Source organism: Mycolicibacterium pulveris, from assembly GCF_010725725.1.
Taxonomy (GTDB): domain Bacteria; phylum Actinomycetota; class Actinomycetes; order Mycobacteriales; family Mycobacteriaceae; genus Mycobacterium; species Mycobacterium pulveris.
In genome coordinates this window covers 2,773,399-2,788,641 of the sequence record NZ_AP022599.1, presented here as the reverse complement: position 1 = coordinate 2,788,641, position 15,243 = coordinate 2,773,399, and the positions used below count along the sequence as shown (strand labels likewise).

General features: G+C 69.8%; 12 protein-coding genes and 1 pseudogene. 4 read left to right on the top strand and 9 right to left on the bottom strand.

The genetic code is table 11. From position 1 onward, the window contains the following. Positions 1-22 precede the first annotated feature (22 nt). Positions 23-1,540 carry a glycerol kinase GlpK gene (glpK, locus tag G6N28_RS13450; RefSeq protein ID WP_163906231.1) on the bottom strand — a complete coding sequence of 506 codons (1,518 nt, stop codon included), beginning with the start codon at positions 1,538-1,540 and terminating at the stop codon, positions 23-25. A 51-nt stretch (positions 1,541-1,591) separates the two neighbouring features. Here glpK and G6N28_RS13445 point away from each other — a divergent pair, with 51 nt between their 5' ends. Continuing rightward, on the top strand, positions 1,592-2,362 hold the full coding sequence (locus G6N28_RS13445; RefSeq protein WP_179962076.1) for a class I SAM-dependent methyltransferase: 771 nt from the start codon (positions 1,592-1,594) through the stop codon (positions 2,360-2,362). A gap of 141 nt (positions 2,363-2,503) precedes the next feature. On the opposite strand, the gene G6N28_RS13440 is transcribed toward G6N28_RS13445, so the two are convergent. Then, a complete protein-coding gene (locus tag G6N28_RS13440; RefSeq protein WP_163900983.1) occupies positions 2,504-3,652 on the bottom strand; it encodes an acyltransferase family protein in 1,149 nt (382 codons plus the stop codon). A gap of 111 nt (positions 3,653-3,763) precedes the next feature. Between G6N28_RS13440 and G6N28_RS13435 the strand changes: the two genes are divergently transcribed. Next, positions 3,764-5,251 (top strand): glutamate-cysteine ligase family protein, encoded by a 1,488-nt coding sequence (locus tag G6N28_RS13435; RefSeq protein WP_163900981.1) that lies wholly within the window; start codon positions 3,764-3,766, stop codon positions 5,249-5,251. On the opposite strand, the gene G6N28_RS13430 is transcribed toward G6N28_RS13435, so the two are convergent. Together G6N28_RS13430 and G6N28_RS26835 are read right to left on the bottom strand one after the other, a co-directional pair. Then, entirely contained in the window at positions 5,248-5,523 is a 276-nt protein-coding gene (locus G6N28_RS13430; RefSeq protein WP_163900979.1) for a DUF4242 domain-containing protein, read from the bottom strand. The genes G6N28_RS13435 and G6N28_RS13430 overlap by 4 nt on opposite strands. Positions 5,524-5,594: 71 nt before the next feature. After that, positions 5,595-7,016: a PGRS repeat-containing protein gene (locus tag G6N28_RS26835; RefSeq protein WP_179962075.1), complete on the bottom strand. Its 1,422-nt coding sequence runs from the start codon at positions 7,014-7,016 to the stop codon at positions 5,595-5,597. 174 nt (positions 7,017-7,190) lie between these two features. On the opposite strand from G6N28_RS26835, the pseudogene G6N28_RS27500 reads away from it, so the two are divergent. After that, a pseudogene (locus G6N28_RS27500) lies at positions 7,191-7,553 on the top strand (AAA family ATPase); the annotation flags it as partial. Between the two features lie 2,058 nt (positions 7,554-9,611). Continuing rightward, positions 9,612-9,779 (top strand): response regulator transcription factor, encoded by a 168-nt coding sequence (locus G6N28_RS27435; protein WP_407665011.1) that lies wholly within the window; start codon positions 9,612-9,614, stop codon positions 9,777-9,779. Here the strand turns inward: G6N28_RS27435 and egtE are convergent. From egtE to egtA, 5 genes are read right to left on the bottom strand one after another with little or no spacing between them, the layout of a single operon-like run. Next, complete coding sequence (gene egtE, locus G6N28_RS13415) at positions 9,776-10,903, bottom strand: ergothioneine biosynthesis PLP-dependent enzyme EgtE (protein ID WP_163900974.1); 1,128 nt, start codon at positions 10,901-10,903, stop codon at positions 9,776-9,778. The genes G6N28_RS27435 and egtE overlap by 4 nt on opposite strands. Further along, on the bottom strand, positions 10,900-11,865 hold the full coding sequence (gene egtD / locus G6N28_RS13410; protein ID WP_163900972.1) for an L-histidine N(alpha)-methyltransferase: 966 nt from the start codon (positions 11,863-11,865) through the stop codon (positions 10,900-10,902). The genes egtE and egtD overlap by 4 nt, the downstream gene beginning before the upstream one ends. Further along, positions 11,862-12,569 carry an ergothioneine biosynthesis protein EgtC gene (gene egtC / locus G6N28_RS13405; protein ID WP_163900970.1) on the bottom strand — a complete coding sequence of 236 codons (708 nt, stop codon included), beginning with the start codon at positions 12,567-12,569 and terminating at the stop codon, positions 11,862-11,864. The genes egtD and egtC overlap by 4 nt, the downstream gene beginning before the upstream one ends. Next, positions 12,569-13,870 carry an ergothioneine biosynthesis protein EgtB gene (gene egtB / locus G6N28_RS13400; protein ID WP_163900968.1) on the bottom strand — a complete coding sequence of 434 codons (1,302 nt, stop codon included), beginning with the start codon at positions 13,868-13,870 and terminating at the stop codon, positions 12,569-12,571. The genes egtC and egtB overlap by 1 nt, the downstream gene beginning before the upstream one ends. After that, positions 13,867-15,144 (bottom strand): ergothioneine biosynthesis glutamate--cysteine ligase EgtA, encoded by a 1,278-nt coding sequence (gene egtA, locus G6N28_RS13395; RefSeq protein WP_163900966.1) that lies wholly within the window; start codon positions 15,142-15,144, stop codon positions 13,867-13,869. The genes egtB and egtA overlap by 4 nt, the downstream gene beginning before the upstream one ends. Positions 15,145-15,243: the final 99 nt, after the last annotated feature.

Below are 15,243 nucleotides of genomic sequence, written 5' to 3'. Positions count from 1 at the left end.
CGCGCAGACGCACACAAATCACTCACTCGACGTCGACCCAGTCCAGCGTGCGTTGCACCGCCTTCTGCCACCCGGCATAGCCCTCGGCGCGCTGGCGCTCGCTCCATTTGGGCGTCCAGCGCTTGTCCTCCTGCCAGTTGGTCCGCAGGTCGTCGGGGTCCGCCCAGAAGCCCACGCCCAACCCGGCCGCGTAGGCGGCGCCCAGCGCGGTCGTCTCGGCGACCACGGGCTTGACGACGTCGACGCCGAGCACGTCGGCCTGGATCTGCATGCACAAGGCGTTGGCGGTGATGCCGCCGTCGACCTTGAGCACCTCCATGTGCACGCCGGAGTCGGCTTCCATCGCGTCGACGACATCGCGGCTCTGATAGCAGATCGCCTCGAGCGTCGCGCGGGCCAGATGCGCGCTGGTGATGTACCGCGAAAGCCCGACGATCGCGCCGCGGGCATCGGAGCGCCAGTACGGCGCGAACAACCCGGAGAAGGCCGGTACGAAGTACACGCCGCCGTTGTCGGCGACCTCCCGCGCCAGCGACTCGCTGTGTGCGGCGTCGGGGATGATGCCCAGCTGGTCGCGCAGCCACTGCACCGCCGAGCCGGTCACCGCGATCGAACCCTCAAGGGCATAAACGGGTTTGGCATCCCTGAACTGGTAACACAGCGTGGTCAGCAGGCCGTTCTCGGAGCGCACGATCTTTTCGCCGGTGTTGAGCAGCAGGAAATTACCTGTGCCGTAGGTGTTCTTGGCCTCACCGGCGGACAAACACACCTGCCCCACCATCGCGGCCTGTTGGTCGCCGAGAATCCCGGTCAGCGGCACCTCGCCGCCGACCGGCCCGTCGTCACGGGTAACACCGAAGGCCTCCGGATACGACGACGGGCGGATCTGCGGCAGCATCTGGCGCGGAATCCCGAAGAACGACAACAGTTCGTCGTCCCAGTCGAGCGTTTCCAGGTTCATCAGCATGGTGCGGCTGGCGTTGGTCACGTCGGTGGCGTGCACCCCGCCGCGGGTTCCGCCCGTGAAGTTCCACAGCACCCAGGTGTCGGCGGTGCCGAAGATCGCGTCGCCGTTCTCGGCGTCGCGGCGTACCCCGTCGACGTTGTCGAGAATCCACTGCAGCTTGCCGCCGGAGAAGTAGGTGGCGGGCGGCAGGCCCGCCTTGCGACGGATCACGTCACCGCGCCCGTCGCGCTCCAGCGCCGAGGCGATGCGGTCGGTGCGGGTGTCCTGCCACACGATCGCGTTGTAGTACGGGCGTCCGGTGCGCCGATTCCACACCAGCGTGGTCTCGCGCTGGTTGGTGATGCCCAGGGCGGCCAGATCGGTCGCCGACAGCTCGGTGTTGTTGAGCGCCGACTGGATCACCGCTGCGGTGCGCTCCCAGATCTCGACCGGGTTGTGCTCGACCCAACCGGCCTTCGGCAGGATCTGCTCGTGCTCGAGCTGGTGACGGCCGATCTCGGCGCCGCCGTGGTCGAAGATCATGCAGCGGGTGCTGGTGGTGCCCTGGTCGATCGCGGCGACGAACTCGGCCAATGTCATGCTCCTCTCGCTTCAGCTGGTTGAGGGCGCTCGCAATCGTCCATCATGGTCTACATGACCCGTTCAGTCGCCGACATCGCGCGCATGCCTCGCGGCGGCCCGGACGCGTCGTGCGTGGATCGGCTCCTGCAGACCGACCGGCTGGAGTACCTCGACCGCGACACCGACGCCGACGCCGCCGGTCAGGCGCGCAAGCGCGCTGTCTTGCAGGCTCTGGAATGGACGGGCCAATTCTTCGGCGAGACCGAGCGTTTCGCGAAACTTGTGCTCGACGAGCTGGCCGAAATACCCGATCCGAAGGTCCTCGAACTCGGCGCCGGGCACGGCGGATTGTCCCGCAAACTGCTCGAGTGGCATCCCACGGCCGAACTGACCGTGACCGATGTGGACCCGGCGTCGGTGGCCGCGCTGGCCGCCAGCGACCTCGGTGCACATCCGCGGGCGACGGTGCGCCGAATGGACGCCACCGACATCGACGCGCCGGATCACCATTTCGATCTGGCGGTGTTCGCGCTGTCGTTTCACCACCTGACACCGCCGCAGGCAGCGCGGGCCTTCGCCGAGGGTACCCGGGTCGCGGACACGCTGCTGATCATCGATCTGCCCCGCCCGCCGTCGCCGCTGCATCTGGCCCGGCTCGCGGTGATGCTGCCGTTCGCGCCGCTGGTCCCGTTCGTGCACGACGGGGTGATCAGCTCGTTGCGCTCCTACAGTCCGTCGGCGCTACGAGCACTTGCGGCCCATGCCGACCCGGCCATCGAGGTGGATCTGCGCAGCGGGCTGATGAGCCCGCAGGTGGTGGTAGCGCGTCGCTGACCGGTTGGCGCGCTCGACGTAGATTCCCACGATCGCATGCAAGATGTCGTAGACCTGCGGATGTCCCGCAAGGTAGGTCAGCACTGCCCGTCGCACGATGGTCACAGACCGTGAGTTCCCGGCGCGCGGCGGTTTAAACGGTCACCGACGGACCCGGGGCCTGGTCAGCCGGTGCAGCACCCATGCGACCGGAATGGTGAACGCAAGTGTCGCGGTGAACAACACGCTCACCGACCCGGTGTAAACCGGCCAACGCAACACCGACACGAGCACGATCTCCATCACGATGACGTGCACCAGGAAGATCTCGTAGGAGATCTCGCCCAACCACACCATCGGCCCGCTGCCCAGCAGCCGCGCATACCACCCACGGTTGCCCAGTGGCAGCGGTGCGACCACCAGGGTGGCGATCACAGCGTAAAACAGCACCTTTGCAACATCCTCACTCAAATCCAGTGCGGGAGCATCGGTTCGGCCGGCGATCGGGGTGGACACCACCAGGTAGGCGACCACAGCCACCGGCAGCGCCGCGATCGCGTAGCAGCGAATCCCGTTGACCGCCAATACCGCAAGGACCATGCCGCCGACGAACCAGATCAGGTAGTGCGGCAGCCACAGGCCCGCCCCGTTGGGCAGCCAGTCGGTGGTGTGGATGACGACCAGCCACAGCGGGCTCAGCGAACCCAGCCCGGCCAGGGCTGCCAACAGCAGTCCGGGTCGCCACCGGCGCCGGCACAGCGCCACCAGCAACAGATAGGCAAGCGCGGGCAGCACCGCGTAGAACGCCACTTCCACGGCCAGGCTCCACATCTGGGTCAGCCCCTGATGCATGTAGGCGGTCACGTAGTTGCCGCTGTAGATCTGCGTGAGGGTGAGGTTGCGGACCAGGCCGTGCCAGGTGTGGCCGGGATTGGGTGCGATCTCCCGAAATTCGTAGACGACGTAGGCGATCAGCACCGTCACCACGTAGGCCGGCATGATGCGCCGCACCCGGTTGCGGGCGTACCGCGTCACCGACGGCGCGCGGGTGCCCGCGGCGGCCGCGCGCACCCAACCGCCGAACAACAGGAAGCCCGAAAGCACGAAGAAGATCGCGACGCCGATCTCCATCCGCGCGTACACCAGCCCGACGTACCCGCGGTTGTATGTGCCGGTGCCGTAAGCGGCGTGGGTGCCCATGACGAGCAGCGCCGCGACGGCCCGTACTCCGGTGAGCGAGGCGACCCGGTCGACGGTGGCGACCTGCTCCAGGCCGCCCTGGTCGACGTCGTCGGCTGCCGGCCTGCTCACCCGCCCAGTATGCGGCCTCGGCCCAACGCCCGGGGGACGGTCACGCCCTGTTCACGCCGATTGTCGGCGTTTTACTTGCGCAAGCGTCACCGACACTGAACCATCGGCGGTGTGGGCGAAGACGTGAAGCAGACCGAATACAGCCGCGCGCACCGGCGCGAGTATCGGCGCAAGGTGCAGCAGTGCCTCGACGTCTTCGAAACCATGCTCAACCAATCCAGTTTCGAGTTCGAACGGCCCTTGACCGGGATGGAGATCGAGTGCAACCTCGTTGACTCCGCGTATCAGCCCGCCATGACCAACCAGGAAGTCCTCGAGGCGATCGCCGACCCCGCCTACCAGACCGAATTGGGCGCGTACAACATCGAATTCAACGTTCCGCCGCGGCGGCTGCCCGGCCGGGCGGCGCTGGAGCTGGAGAACGACGTGCGCGCCAGCCTCAACGCCGCCGAGCGAAAAGCCAACGACCACGACGCGCACATCGTGATGATCGGCATCCTGCCGACGCTGATGCCCCAACACCTGACCGGCCGGTGGATGAGCGAGTCGACCCGCTATCAGGCGCTCAACGACTCCATCTTCACCGCCCGCGGCGAGGACATCCTCATCGACATCGCCGGGCCCGAACGGCTGAGCCTGCAGACCGAGTCGATCGCGCCGGAATCGGCGTGCACGAGCATGCAGCTGCATCTTCAGGTCTCCCCCGCCGAGTTCGCCCACAACTGGAACGCCGCGCAGGTGCTGGCAGGCCCGCAGCTGGCGCTGGGCGCCAACTCCCCGTACTTCTTCGGGCACCACCTGTGGGCCGAAACCCGCATCGAGCTGTTCGCGCAGGCCACCGACACCCGCCCCGACGAGCTCAAGGCGCAGGGGGTGCGACCGCGGGTGTGGTTCGGCGAGCGCTGGATCACCTCGATCTTCGACCTGTTCGAGGAGAACGTGCGCTACTTTCCGTCGCTTCTTCCCGAGCTGACCGACGAGGACCCGGCCTTTGAACTCGCGCAGGGCCGCACCCCGCGGCTGGCCGAACTGCGGTTGCACAACGGCACCATCTACCGCTGGAACCGTCCGGTGTACGACGTGGTGGAACAGGATGGGGCAGGCCGTCCGCACCTGCGCGTGGAGAACCGGGTGCTGCCCGCCGGACCGACCGTCGTCGACATGATGGCCAACGCCGCGTTCTACTACGGCACGCTGCGCACGCTGTCCGAAGAGGACCGCCCGCTGTGGACAAAGATGAGTTTTGCTGCGGCACAACATAACTTCATCGAATCGGCGCGCGACGGCATGGATGCACGACTGTACTGGCCCGGGCTGGGCGAGGTGACCCCCGACGAACTGGTGCTGCGGCAGCTCTTACCGATGGCCGATGAGGGGCTGCGCCGCTGGGAGGTGGCCAGCGAGGTGCGGGACCGCTATCTCGGCGTGATCGAAGGCCGCGCCAAGACCGGCCGCAACGGGTCGGCCTGGCAGGTGGCCACCGTCACGGCCCTGCAGGAGGGCGGGCGCAGCCGGCCCGACGCGCTGGCCGAGATGCTGCGGCTGTACTGCGAGCGGATGCACAGCAACGAGCCGGTGCACACCTGGGACCAGCCCTAGACGTCGGCGGTGTGCGGCCCGAACTCCGCGATCACGACGGCCAAGGTGGTGGCTTTGAAGCCGCACCGCCGCGCGTGTTCGCGCACCACCGTCTCGTCGTCGGCTTCGTGGATGCAGTAGATCTTGTCGCCGGTGACGTAGCTGGTGACCCACCGGTACGGAACACCCATCGACGCCGCGGCGATGTTGCATTTCCTTGACATCTCGGCGAGTTCGGCCGTCGTGAGCTCACTGGCTCCCGGTACCTCGCGCTCGATGATGAACGTCTTCATCGGTTGATTCCTTCTGTCGTGCGGGGTGCCCCCGGGCCGACGGTGGGGGCGACCGCCGGCCCGGGGTGGGCTCATCCGTTGTTGCCGTTGTTGCCGTTGTTGGTGCTGCCGGTGCCTCCGGTACCGCCCGCGCCGCCGGGGCTGCCGCCGTCGCCGCCCGTGCCGCCGAACCCGAGCCCACCGCCCTCGCTGGTTCCGGCGCCGCCGCTGCCGCCCGCACCGCCGGTGCCGGAGAGGTTGCCGTTACCGCCAGTGCCGCCGCTGCCACCCATGGCGCTGCCGCGCCCGTTCTGGCCGTCGCCGCCGGCCCCGCCCGCACCGCCGTTGCCGTTCAGGCCGCCGCGACCGCCGTTGCCGCCATTGCCGCCACCGCCGAAGTTCCCGGTGATGCTCGTGCCGCGACCGCCCGCACCGCCTTCGCCGCCGTCGCCGCCGAGCAGACCGCCGTTACCGCCGGCGCCGCCGTTACCGCCATTGGCACCCAGTGCCGTGCCGGATCCGGTGGTGGCATCGCCTCCGAGGCCGCCCCTGCCGCCGTCGCCCAGCAGCCCGCCGTCGCCGCCGGCGCCGCCCCTACCGCCGAGCGCATCCTCGGTGGTACTGCTGGCATTGCCGCCGTTGCCGCCGTTACCACCGTTGCCGAGGAAGCCGCTGTTGCCGCCGTCACCGCCGCGGCCCCCGTCGGCGTATGAGTCATTCTCGGCCGTGCCGCCGTTGCCGCCTGCGCCGCCGTTGCCCATCAGCAGGCCGCCGTTGCCGCCGCGGCCGCCGTTGCCCGCCTTGCCTTCGGCATCGCCGACCCCGCCGAGACCGCCGTTACCGCCGTTGCCGAACAGCCCCGCGTCCCCGCCGTTGCCGCCGTCTTGTCCGGGCAGACCGGCCCCGCCGTTGCCGCCGTTGCCCATCAACAGCCCACCGCGCCCACCGTCCTGACCGGGCCCCCCGTCGGCGCCGTTGCCGATCAACAACCCGCCGTTCTGCCCCGGCAACACACCGTCGCCGATCAGCCAACCGCCCGGACCCACCGCACCGAGAAACGCGCCCGTCGGGCTGAACAGGCTGGTGCTCACCGCCGCCGTCGGTGCCGCCTCCGAAGTGGTGCGGTGTGCCGCGTGGGCAGCCAAAGTGGTTGGGGCGAAGAAGAACCGGCTCAACTCAAAGTCAGCCGCGAGGTCACCGGCTGAAGCCGTCGACGCGGGCTCAATTTCGCCGGTGCTGCCGTTGCGCACCGGTCGCTGCGCCGTCCGGTGTGCGGGTGCGGTCGCCACCGGCGACGACGCCTGCACTCGCGGCGCCTCGGTAGCAGCAGCGACAGGCTCGAACCATTCAGCAAGCGAAGGTTTTTCGACCGCGGCGTGCGTACCGACCCCCGCCTGCGGCGACGCGTCCGGGTCCGCGGCCGCAGGAGCCACGCACACCCCGACGCCGAGAATCACCGCCAGAACACCGATTCGCCCGATATACGTGCCGGTCCTCGTCGCTGCGCCGTTCATCGCTCTGCTCCTGTCGTATGTCGGGGCCCGCAATTCGCCGGGCCTCGACAACACGTTCGCTCACCAAACCGGCGCCCACATCAGGAGAAATTCCCCATATTCAACCGTGGGCCCGCTGGCCATCTCGTCGTTACCGCTGGTCAGAGGCTTCGGGTCTGGGTAGCCTCAGACGACGTGAGGCTGATCGAGCGCGATCGCGAGCTCGCCGAGCTCGCCGCTACGGCCGATCAGGCGCGCGCCGGGGCCGGTGGCGTCGCGATCATTTGCGGCGAATCCGGCGCCGGCAAGACATCGTTCGTCGATGAATTCATCCGGTCCTGGCCGGCCGACGAGAAAGTGCTTCTCGCCGGATGCGATCCGCTGTCGACGCCGCGGCCGTTCGGCCCGATCCACGACCTTGCCGACCAGTTCGAGCCGCGGACTCGAGAACTGCTGCGTGATGGCGATCGGCCCTATGACATCTACTCGGCGGTGTTCGAAGAACTCGTCACGAGACCGTCGGTGCTGGTAATCGACGACCTGCACTGGGCCGATCAGGCGACCATCGACTTTCTGCGTTTCGTGCTTCGCCGTGTCCGGCGGACACATTCGGTCGTCGTCGGCACCGTCCGCGACGACGAAATCGACAACACCCATCCGATGCGTGCGCTGCTCGGCGACGTCGCGCGCGCGACCAATGCCAGATCGCTGGCGCTGCCGCCGTTGAGCCTGGCTGCCGTCACCGACCTGGTGGGCGATCGTCCCCTGGACCCGGTTTGGCTGCACCGGATCACCGGGGGGAACGCGTTCTTCGTCGTCGAGATGCTCGACCAGGCCGACACCGACCTACCGACCACGGTGCGGGACGCCATCTTGTCGCGCACCGTGGGCCTCGACGTTCCCGAATGGGACCTGCTGTACCTGTTGGCATGCGCGACGGGCCCGATTCCCGACGCGCTGCTGGCCCATCTGGGCGTCACCATGGAGGCGTTGCGCTCACTGGATCAGGGCAAGCTCATCAAGCGGACCGAGCGCGGAATCACGTTCAGCCACGACCTCTGTCGGCTGGCAGTCAGCAGCGTCATTCCCCCGGGCGCCGAGCCGAACCTGCACCGCCGCATGATCCGCGCCTATGAGGCGACCGCGTTGGGCGATCCCGCGGTGCTCACGCATCACGCCCTGGGTGTCGGTGAACCAGAACGGATCCGGGCTGCCGCATCCGATGCCGGGCGCGCCGCGGCGCGATCGGGCGCTCATACGCAGGCCGCCGAGTTCTACCGCACCGCGATGGAACACGGGGGGCCGATGCCCGCCGAAGACGAAGTCGAGCTGCTGGAACTGCTTGCCGACGAGAGTTTCCTGACCGACCGCCTGGCCGACGCCATCGCGGTGCGCCAGCGCGCCTTACAGCTGCGCCAGCGGCTCGGCCCGCCCGCGGCGGTGAGCGCGAACCACAACGCGCTGGCGACCTATCACTGGTGCGACGGAAACCGCTCTGCCGCAGATCATTACGCCCAACAAGCGATCGCGGCCCTGGCGGGCGAGCTGGCCCCGGGGTGCCACACCGAGCGCGCGCTGGCCGGCCGTGCGCTGGTGACGCAGGCGCTCATCGCCGTCATGTCGGGCGACCTGGAGCGCACAGCCCAGCTCGTATCGCAGGCCACCGAATTCAGCGCCGACGACGACCATCCGGCGCTGGCGGTCTGGCTGCGGATCGTCGACGGCTACCGTTCGGCGTTCTCCGGAGACAGCGACGGTCGGGCTGCGGTGCTGACGGCGATCGAATCGGCTTCCGAGGACATGGACGACATCCGGGCCCACACCTATGCCGGTCTGTTGTATCTCGACGTGGAGCATCGCAGGCTGGATCAGGCGGCCGAGTTGCTCGAGGTCAGCCTTTCGCTGAGCGTCGAGCGGGACGTTCCGCTCGCCAGGTCATGGCAGCTGGGCGAACGCGCCAGGCTCGAACTGCTGACGGGAGACTGGGACGACGCGCTGACCGACGCCGACAACGCGTTGGCCACCCAAAGCGGCGAGCTGGCTCGGGCCTGGCCGGTTTCGGTGCGTGCACTGATATCGCTGCGCCGCGATGCGTCCGGCGCCGAAGACGTCGACGAGCAGTGGCGGCTCGCGCAGCGGCTCTCCGAACCGATACGGCTGTTGGCGGCGGCCGCGGTGATCGCCGAATGGGCTTGGGTGACAGGCACGGCCGACGAACGACTGGCGGCGTGTAGGGCGCTGCTGGACGACGGCCCGCAGGTGGGTGTGGAGTGGTCACGCGGGGAGCTGGCGATGTGGCTGCACCGCCTCGGTCTCGGCGTGAAGCCCGATGGGATCGCCAGTCCTTACCGACTGCTGCTAGCCGGTGCACACGAAGCCGCGGCCGAAGAGTTCTCGAGCAGGTCGATGCCGTACGAGGCCGCGCTGGCGCTCACCGACTCCGACGATCCCGACCTGGCGCGCCGTGGGCTCGACGCTCTCGACCGGCTCGGCGCTGACGCGGTGGCCGCCAAGATCCGGGGCCGGCTGCGGGCGCGAGGCGTGGCCGTGGTGCCCGCCCGCCGCCGCTCGACGACATTGGCCAACACCGCCGGTCTCACCACCCGGCAGGTCGACGTGCTGCGACTGCTGGGCGACGGGCTGACCAATGCCGAGCTCGCCGAGCGGCTTTACTTGTCGGTCAAGACGATCGACAAACATGTGTCGGCGATCCTCGACAAGCTTGCGGTCACCAACCGGCGCGACGCCGTGCGGCGCGCCCGCGAGGCGGGGATCCTCGACTAACCTGCCTCGGCGGTCGCGTCGGCCAGCGCCTCGGCGAACTGGGCCAGCTCGTCGCGGGTGACGTCGATATGCGGTGACGCCCGCAGCACCGGAGCGGTCAGCTCGAACGGCGCCCGCTGCACCTCGGCACAGGTGGTGACCACCCCCCGCTCGTCGATCAGCCATGCCCGCACCTTCTGCGGGTCGGCGCCGCCGGTAGGGGTCAGGGTGGTGATCGCGGTCGGCTCGTCGAGCGGTTCGACCACCCGCCACCCGGGCACGTCGTTGAGCGCTTCCCTGGTCCACCGGCCGATTTCGGCGAGCCGGGCGCGCATCTGCTCGGCTCCGGCAGCCAGGTGCTCGCCGACAGCGACCGAAAAGCCCACGCGGCCAGCCACATTGGCCTCGCCGTGCTGGAGGCGCTCGATCACCGTCAGCGACAGGTTCCATTCCGGGGGCGGCAGCCGTGGCCGCAGACGCGACGCGAGGTCCGGGTGAAGAGCGAGCACCCCGACGCCGCGCGGCCCGGCAAGCCACTTGCGTGAGGAGCTGTAGATGGCCGCGGGGCGCACCGCGCAGTCAAGGTGGCCGAGGGCTTGAGCGGCGTCGACGACCAACGCAGCGCCGAGATCTCGGCACACGTCGGCCAGCGCGGCCAGCGGCTGCTTCAGGCCGCGGTGGCTGGCCAGCGCGGTGAGATGCACGACGGCTGGCGGGCCGACACCCAGCTGGCGCGCGGCGGTGTCGACGTCGAGCCGGCCGTGGCCGTCGACGGGCAGGGCCCGCACGTCAAAGCCGTTGGCGGCCATGATCGCCAGGTTGGGCCCGTACTCACCGGGCAGGCAGGCCACGGTGCGCTCCCCCGGCCAGCTGGACAGCAGCAGATCCAGAGCGTGGTTGGCGCCGGTGGTGAACACGACATGGTCGGCGGGCAGGCCGGTCAGGGCGGCGACGGCGGCGCGGCCGGCGTCCAGCACCGGCGCCGCCGCCTCGGCGGCGACGTATCCGCCGACCTCGGCCTCGTGCCGCGCGTGCCGCGCGGTGGCGTCGAGGACCGCGAAGCTCTGCCGTGAGCACGCCGCGCTGTCCAGATGCAGGCCGGCGACCTTTGGCCGCGCCGACCGCCACTGCTCGCCGAGGCTCATTTGGTCGACAGCGACAGGCCGAAGTCGCCCGCGGGGTCGGTCCACCAATGGGTGCGCCGCAGACCGGCCGCGGCCAGCTCCGCGGCGATCCCGTCGGGACGGAACTTGCACGACACCTCGGTGAGCATCTCCTCGTCGTCGGTGAAGTCCACCGTCAAGTCCAGTTCGCGCACATACACCCGCTGCGCACCGCGGGCGCGCAGCCACATCTCGATGCGTTCCTCCTCGGCGTTGAACCGCGCGACGTGGTCGAACGCCTGCAGGTCGAAGTCGGCGTCGAGTTCGCGGTTGATCACCGCGAGCACGTTGCGGTTGAACCGGGCCGTCACGCCGGCGCTGTCGTCGTAGGCGCGCACCAGGCGTTCGGTGTCCTTCACCAGATCGGTACCCAGCAGCAGGCTGTCACCGGGCCGCATCGTCTGCGCCAACGTGGTCAGGAACCGCGCGCGCGGTTGCGGTGTCAGGTTGCCGATGGTCGAGCCGAGGAAGGCGATCAGGCGCCGCCCGACCCGGGGTATCTCGCCGAGGTGCTCCTCGAAGTCGCCGCACACCGCGTCGACCTCGACGCCCGGATACTCCTTCTGGATCGCCGCCCCAGCGGCGTTCAGCACGCCGGCGTCTACGTCGAAAGGAACGAACCGCCGCAGAGTTCCCCCGTCGCGCAACGCATCCAAAAGCATGCGGGTCTTTTCGGAGGTGCCGCTGCCCAGCTCCACCAGGGTGTCTGCGCCCGAGGCCTCGGCGATCTCGGCGGACCGGGCCCGCAGGATCTGCGCTTCGGTGCGTGTCGGGTAGTACTCCGGCAGCCGCGTGATCTGGTCGAACAGCTCACTGCCGATCGAATCGTAGAACAATTTGGGAGGCAACGCTTTCGGCGTCTGAGTCAGCCCGTCGAGCACATCCCGGCGCAGCGCTCGCGCGGCCGAGTTCGCCGGCAGGTGGTTGGACAGCGAGAGGGTCACGACGATCCTTTCAGCGGAATCAGTTCGATGTCAGCGCCGGCGACGACCGAGATCAGGTGCCGATCCGGCAGTTCCTGCCAGCGCGGGTCGTCATCGTAGGGTTCGCTGGCCAGCACGGTGCCGTCGTCTCGGCGTAACACCGACAACGTGTCACCCCATGTGGTGGCGATCAGGCGAGAACCGTTGCCCGCCAAGATGTTCAGCCGTGCGTTGGGGTCCGCCGCGGCGACCTTCGCCAGGGTGTCGGTGAGCCGGTCGAGGCCGCGCTCGAAGATCAGCGCCGCCAGCAGCGCGCTGTCGTTGGTGGACTCGGCGTGCCGCGACAACGGCAGCACGTCGCGGGCGACCAGCCCGTTGTGCGACAGCAGCCATGTCCCGTCGGTGAACGGCGCGGACGCCGTCGCTTCGATCGGCATGCCGATGCTGGCCGACCGGACGGCCGCCACGATGCAGCCGCCACGCAACGCGGGTGCCATCGACGCGAACGACGCGTCGCCCCACAGCGGGGTGGCGCTGCGCCACCGGCGGGGCGTGCCGTCGGGCACATCCGATGAGAAGAACCCGACGCCCCACCCGTCGGCGTTCATCAAGCCGTGCTTCTGGCGGCGCGGCGCATACGACTGCACCAGCAGGCCGTTGGCGGGATCCAGCACCAGCGAGGCCACCGACACCGGGTCGCCGAGCCAGCCCAGGTGCCGGCACATCAGGCTTGACCCTCCTCAACGGACCACGCCAGGCGCACGCCGGCGAAGATCTGGCGCCGGATCGGATGATCCCAATTGCGGAAGCTGGGGCGCAGGATGTTGGCCGCCACCGCCCACGACCCGCCGCGCAGCACCTTGTAGTCGCCGTCGAAGAACGGCTGCGAGTAGCGCTCGTAGATCATCGGTGTGAAGCCGGGCCAGGCCCGCAGCGGGGAGGTGGTCCACTCCCACACGTCGCCGAGCATCTGTTCGGCGCCGTAGGCCGATGCGCCGGCGGGATACGCCCCGACCGGCGCGGGTCGCAGCGCGTCGCCGCCGAGGTTGGCCAGGTGCGCGGTCGGCTCCGAGGCGCCCCACGGGTAGCGCCGCCGTGCGCCCAGCGCGGGATCCCAGGCGCAGGCCTTCTCCCACTCCACCTCGGTCGGCAGCCGCGCGCCCGCCCACGCCGCGTACGCCTCGGCCTCGAAGTACGTGACGTGCTGGACGGGCTCGTCGGCGGGGATGGCCTCGACGTGGCCGAATCGGATGCGGGTGCCGTCGGGGTTCCAGAACTGCGGTGCCCGCAGCCCGGCCTGCACGCGGTGTGCCCAGCCGGCCCGCGACCACCACCGGGGTTCGTCGTAGCCGCCGTCGTCGAGGAACTGTTGCCACTCGCCGTTGGTGACCGGCACCCGCCCGATCCGGAAGGACGGCACGTCGACGACGTGCGCGGGGCGTTCGTTGTCCAGTGAGTGCGGTTCGGTGGCGGCGTCGACGCCGAGCACAAACGCACCGCCGGGCACCAGCACCGAGGTGCCCGCGACACCGGCACGGCCGGCGGGCAGCGGTGCGCCCGCGTCCAGCAGTGGCGCCCCGACCCGCAGGTTCAGCGCCTGCAACATCGTCTCGTCGTGCTGGTTCTCGTGGCTGATCACCAGGCCGAAGTTGAACGCCGCCCCCGGATCGGAACCGTCGTCGGGCAGCGCGTCGAGCACGTCGAGCGCCTTGTCGCGCACCGTGCGGCAGTAGGCGCGGGCGTCGGTCGGCGGCAGCAGCGGGAGGTCGGCGCGGCCGGCGCGGGGATGCACGAACGCGTCGTAGAGACGTTCCACCTCGGGGGCCAACATGCCGGGCCGGTCGGGGTTGCCGTCGCGCAACAGCCACAGCTCTTCCTGCTGACCGATGTGCGCGAGGTCCCACACCAGCGGGCTCATCAACGGGTGGTACTGGCGGCCGAGTTCGGCGTCGTCGAAGTCGACCAGCCGCAGCGTGCGGTCCCTGGCCGCCGTCAGCTCGCGCGCGAGTTGTTCTCGACCGGTCACATCTCCCCTTGCGCCAGTTCCGCGACCGCGGGAGCGATCCCGTGTTCGACGGCCGCATCGGCGAAGTCGTCTGCCGGGGACCGTCCCTGTTCGACCGAACGCACCAACCGGTGCATCGATTCCGCGAGTTCGGCCGGTGCCCGTTCGGCGGCGGCCGTCACGCACCGCAGCGCGGCCTGCTGTAACCGACGATCGCCGAGGCCGAGTTGCGCGGCCCGATCCCAGGCGGTGGCGACCGGCTTGGTGGCCTCGGTCGCCACGGCCGCCGCCGCCGGATCGTCGAGCAGCGTGACGAGCGTGAACACCACGGCGGGCCAGACCGCGTCGGGCACGCTGTCGAGGTAGCGGATCTCCAGCCACTGCCGCGGACGCACCGGCGGGAACAGCGTGGTCAGGTGGTAGTCGAGGTCGGCTTCGGTGGGCCTGCGGTCGCCGAGCAGCACCCGGCCGTCGGCCCAGTCGGCGAACGGCACCCACTGGGTCACCGGAACGATCTGCGGGGTGTGCAGCAGCATCACCGGCGCCTTGAGCGCATACCGCGCCCAGTCGCTGGCCGGGTCGTCGCCGTTGACGCCGAGCACCGGGCCGCAGCGTGCGGAGTCCAGTTGGCTCCACACGTGCTGGCGCGCCGAGCGCCACCCGGAGAACCTGCCGGCGAGCAGCGGGGAGTTGGCGGCGACGGCGACCATCGTCGGGCCCAGCGCATGGGCCAGCCGCACCCGTTCGGCCCAGCCGTCCCGTGGTCCGGCGTCGAGGTTGACCTGCACCGACGCCGTCGACGTCATCATCGCCGCGCCGGCCGCGCCGGTCCGGCTGGCATCGAAGAACGTCTCCATGGCCGCGTAGCGGGCACCGGGGTTGACCCGCTGGGCGGGCCGCAGCGGATCGGCACCCAGCAGGATCAGCCCGAGCCCGGCATCAGCGAAGGCCTCGAGCAGCACGGCGCGGTCGGCCGCCATCGCGGTGATGGCCGCAGGCGCGCCGTCGATCGGCGGGCCGGACAGTTCGACGGCGCCGCCGGGTTCCACGGTCACCGTGCTGCCGCCGGGCAGCGCCGGAAGGTCGGCGATGACGTCGGTGAGTTCGGCCCAACTCGGCCGTCGCATCGGATCGGCCGGGTCAAAGCAGTGCGCCTCGACCTCCAGCCCGACCCGGCCCACGTCGCCGTCGCGCAGACAGCTCGGCCCGACGTGCAGCGCCGCGCCGGCGGCGCTGGTGAGCTCGGGGGATCCGGTGCGCGCGTCGCCCACCTCGGATGTGATGGTCAAGGTCATGTCCCATCCCCTTCCGGGTCCGGCGCGATCGCGGCCTTCAGACCATCTTGGGTGAGCCCTCCGACAAAACCCGAGCCCATTTTTGTGAACGGTCGGTTA

Bases quoted from the DNA above. Each gene is read 5' to 3' on its own strand.
- G6N28_RS13445 (WP_179962076.1), top strand. From the start codon at position 1,592: ATGGTCTACATGACCCGTTCAGTCGCCGACATCGCGCGCATGCCTCGC.
- G6N28_RS13430 (WP_163900979.1), bottom strand. From the start codon at position 5,523: ATGAAGACGTTCATCATCGAGCGCGAGGTACCGGGAGCCAGTGAGCTC.
- G6N28_RS26835 (WP_179962075.1), bottom strand. From the start codon at position 7,016: ATGAACGGCGCAGCGACGAGGACCGGCACGTATATCGGGCGAATCGGT.
- egtE (WP_163900974.1), bottom strand. From the start codon at position 10,903: ATGAGCCTCGGCGAGCAGTGGCGGTCGGCGCGGCCAAAGGTCGCCGGC.
- egtC (WP_163900970.1), bottom strand. From the start codon at position 12,569: ATGTGCCGGCACCTGGGCTGGCTCGGCGACCCGGTGTCGGTGGCCTCG.
- egtA (WP_163900966.1), bottom strand. From the start codon at position 15,144: ATGACCTTGACCATCACATCCGAGGTGGGCGACGCGCGCACCGGATCC.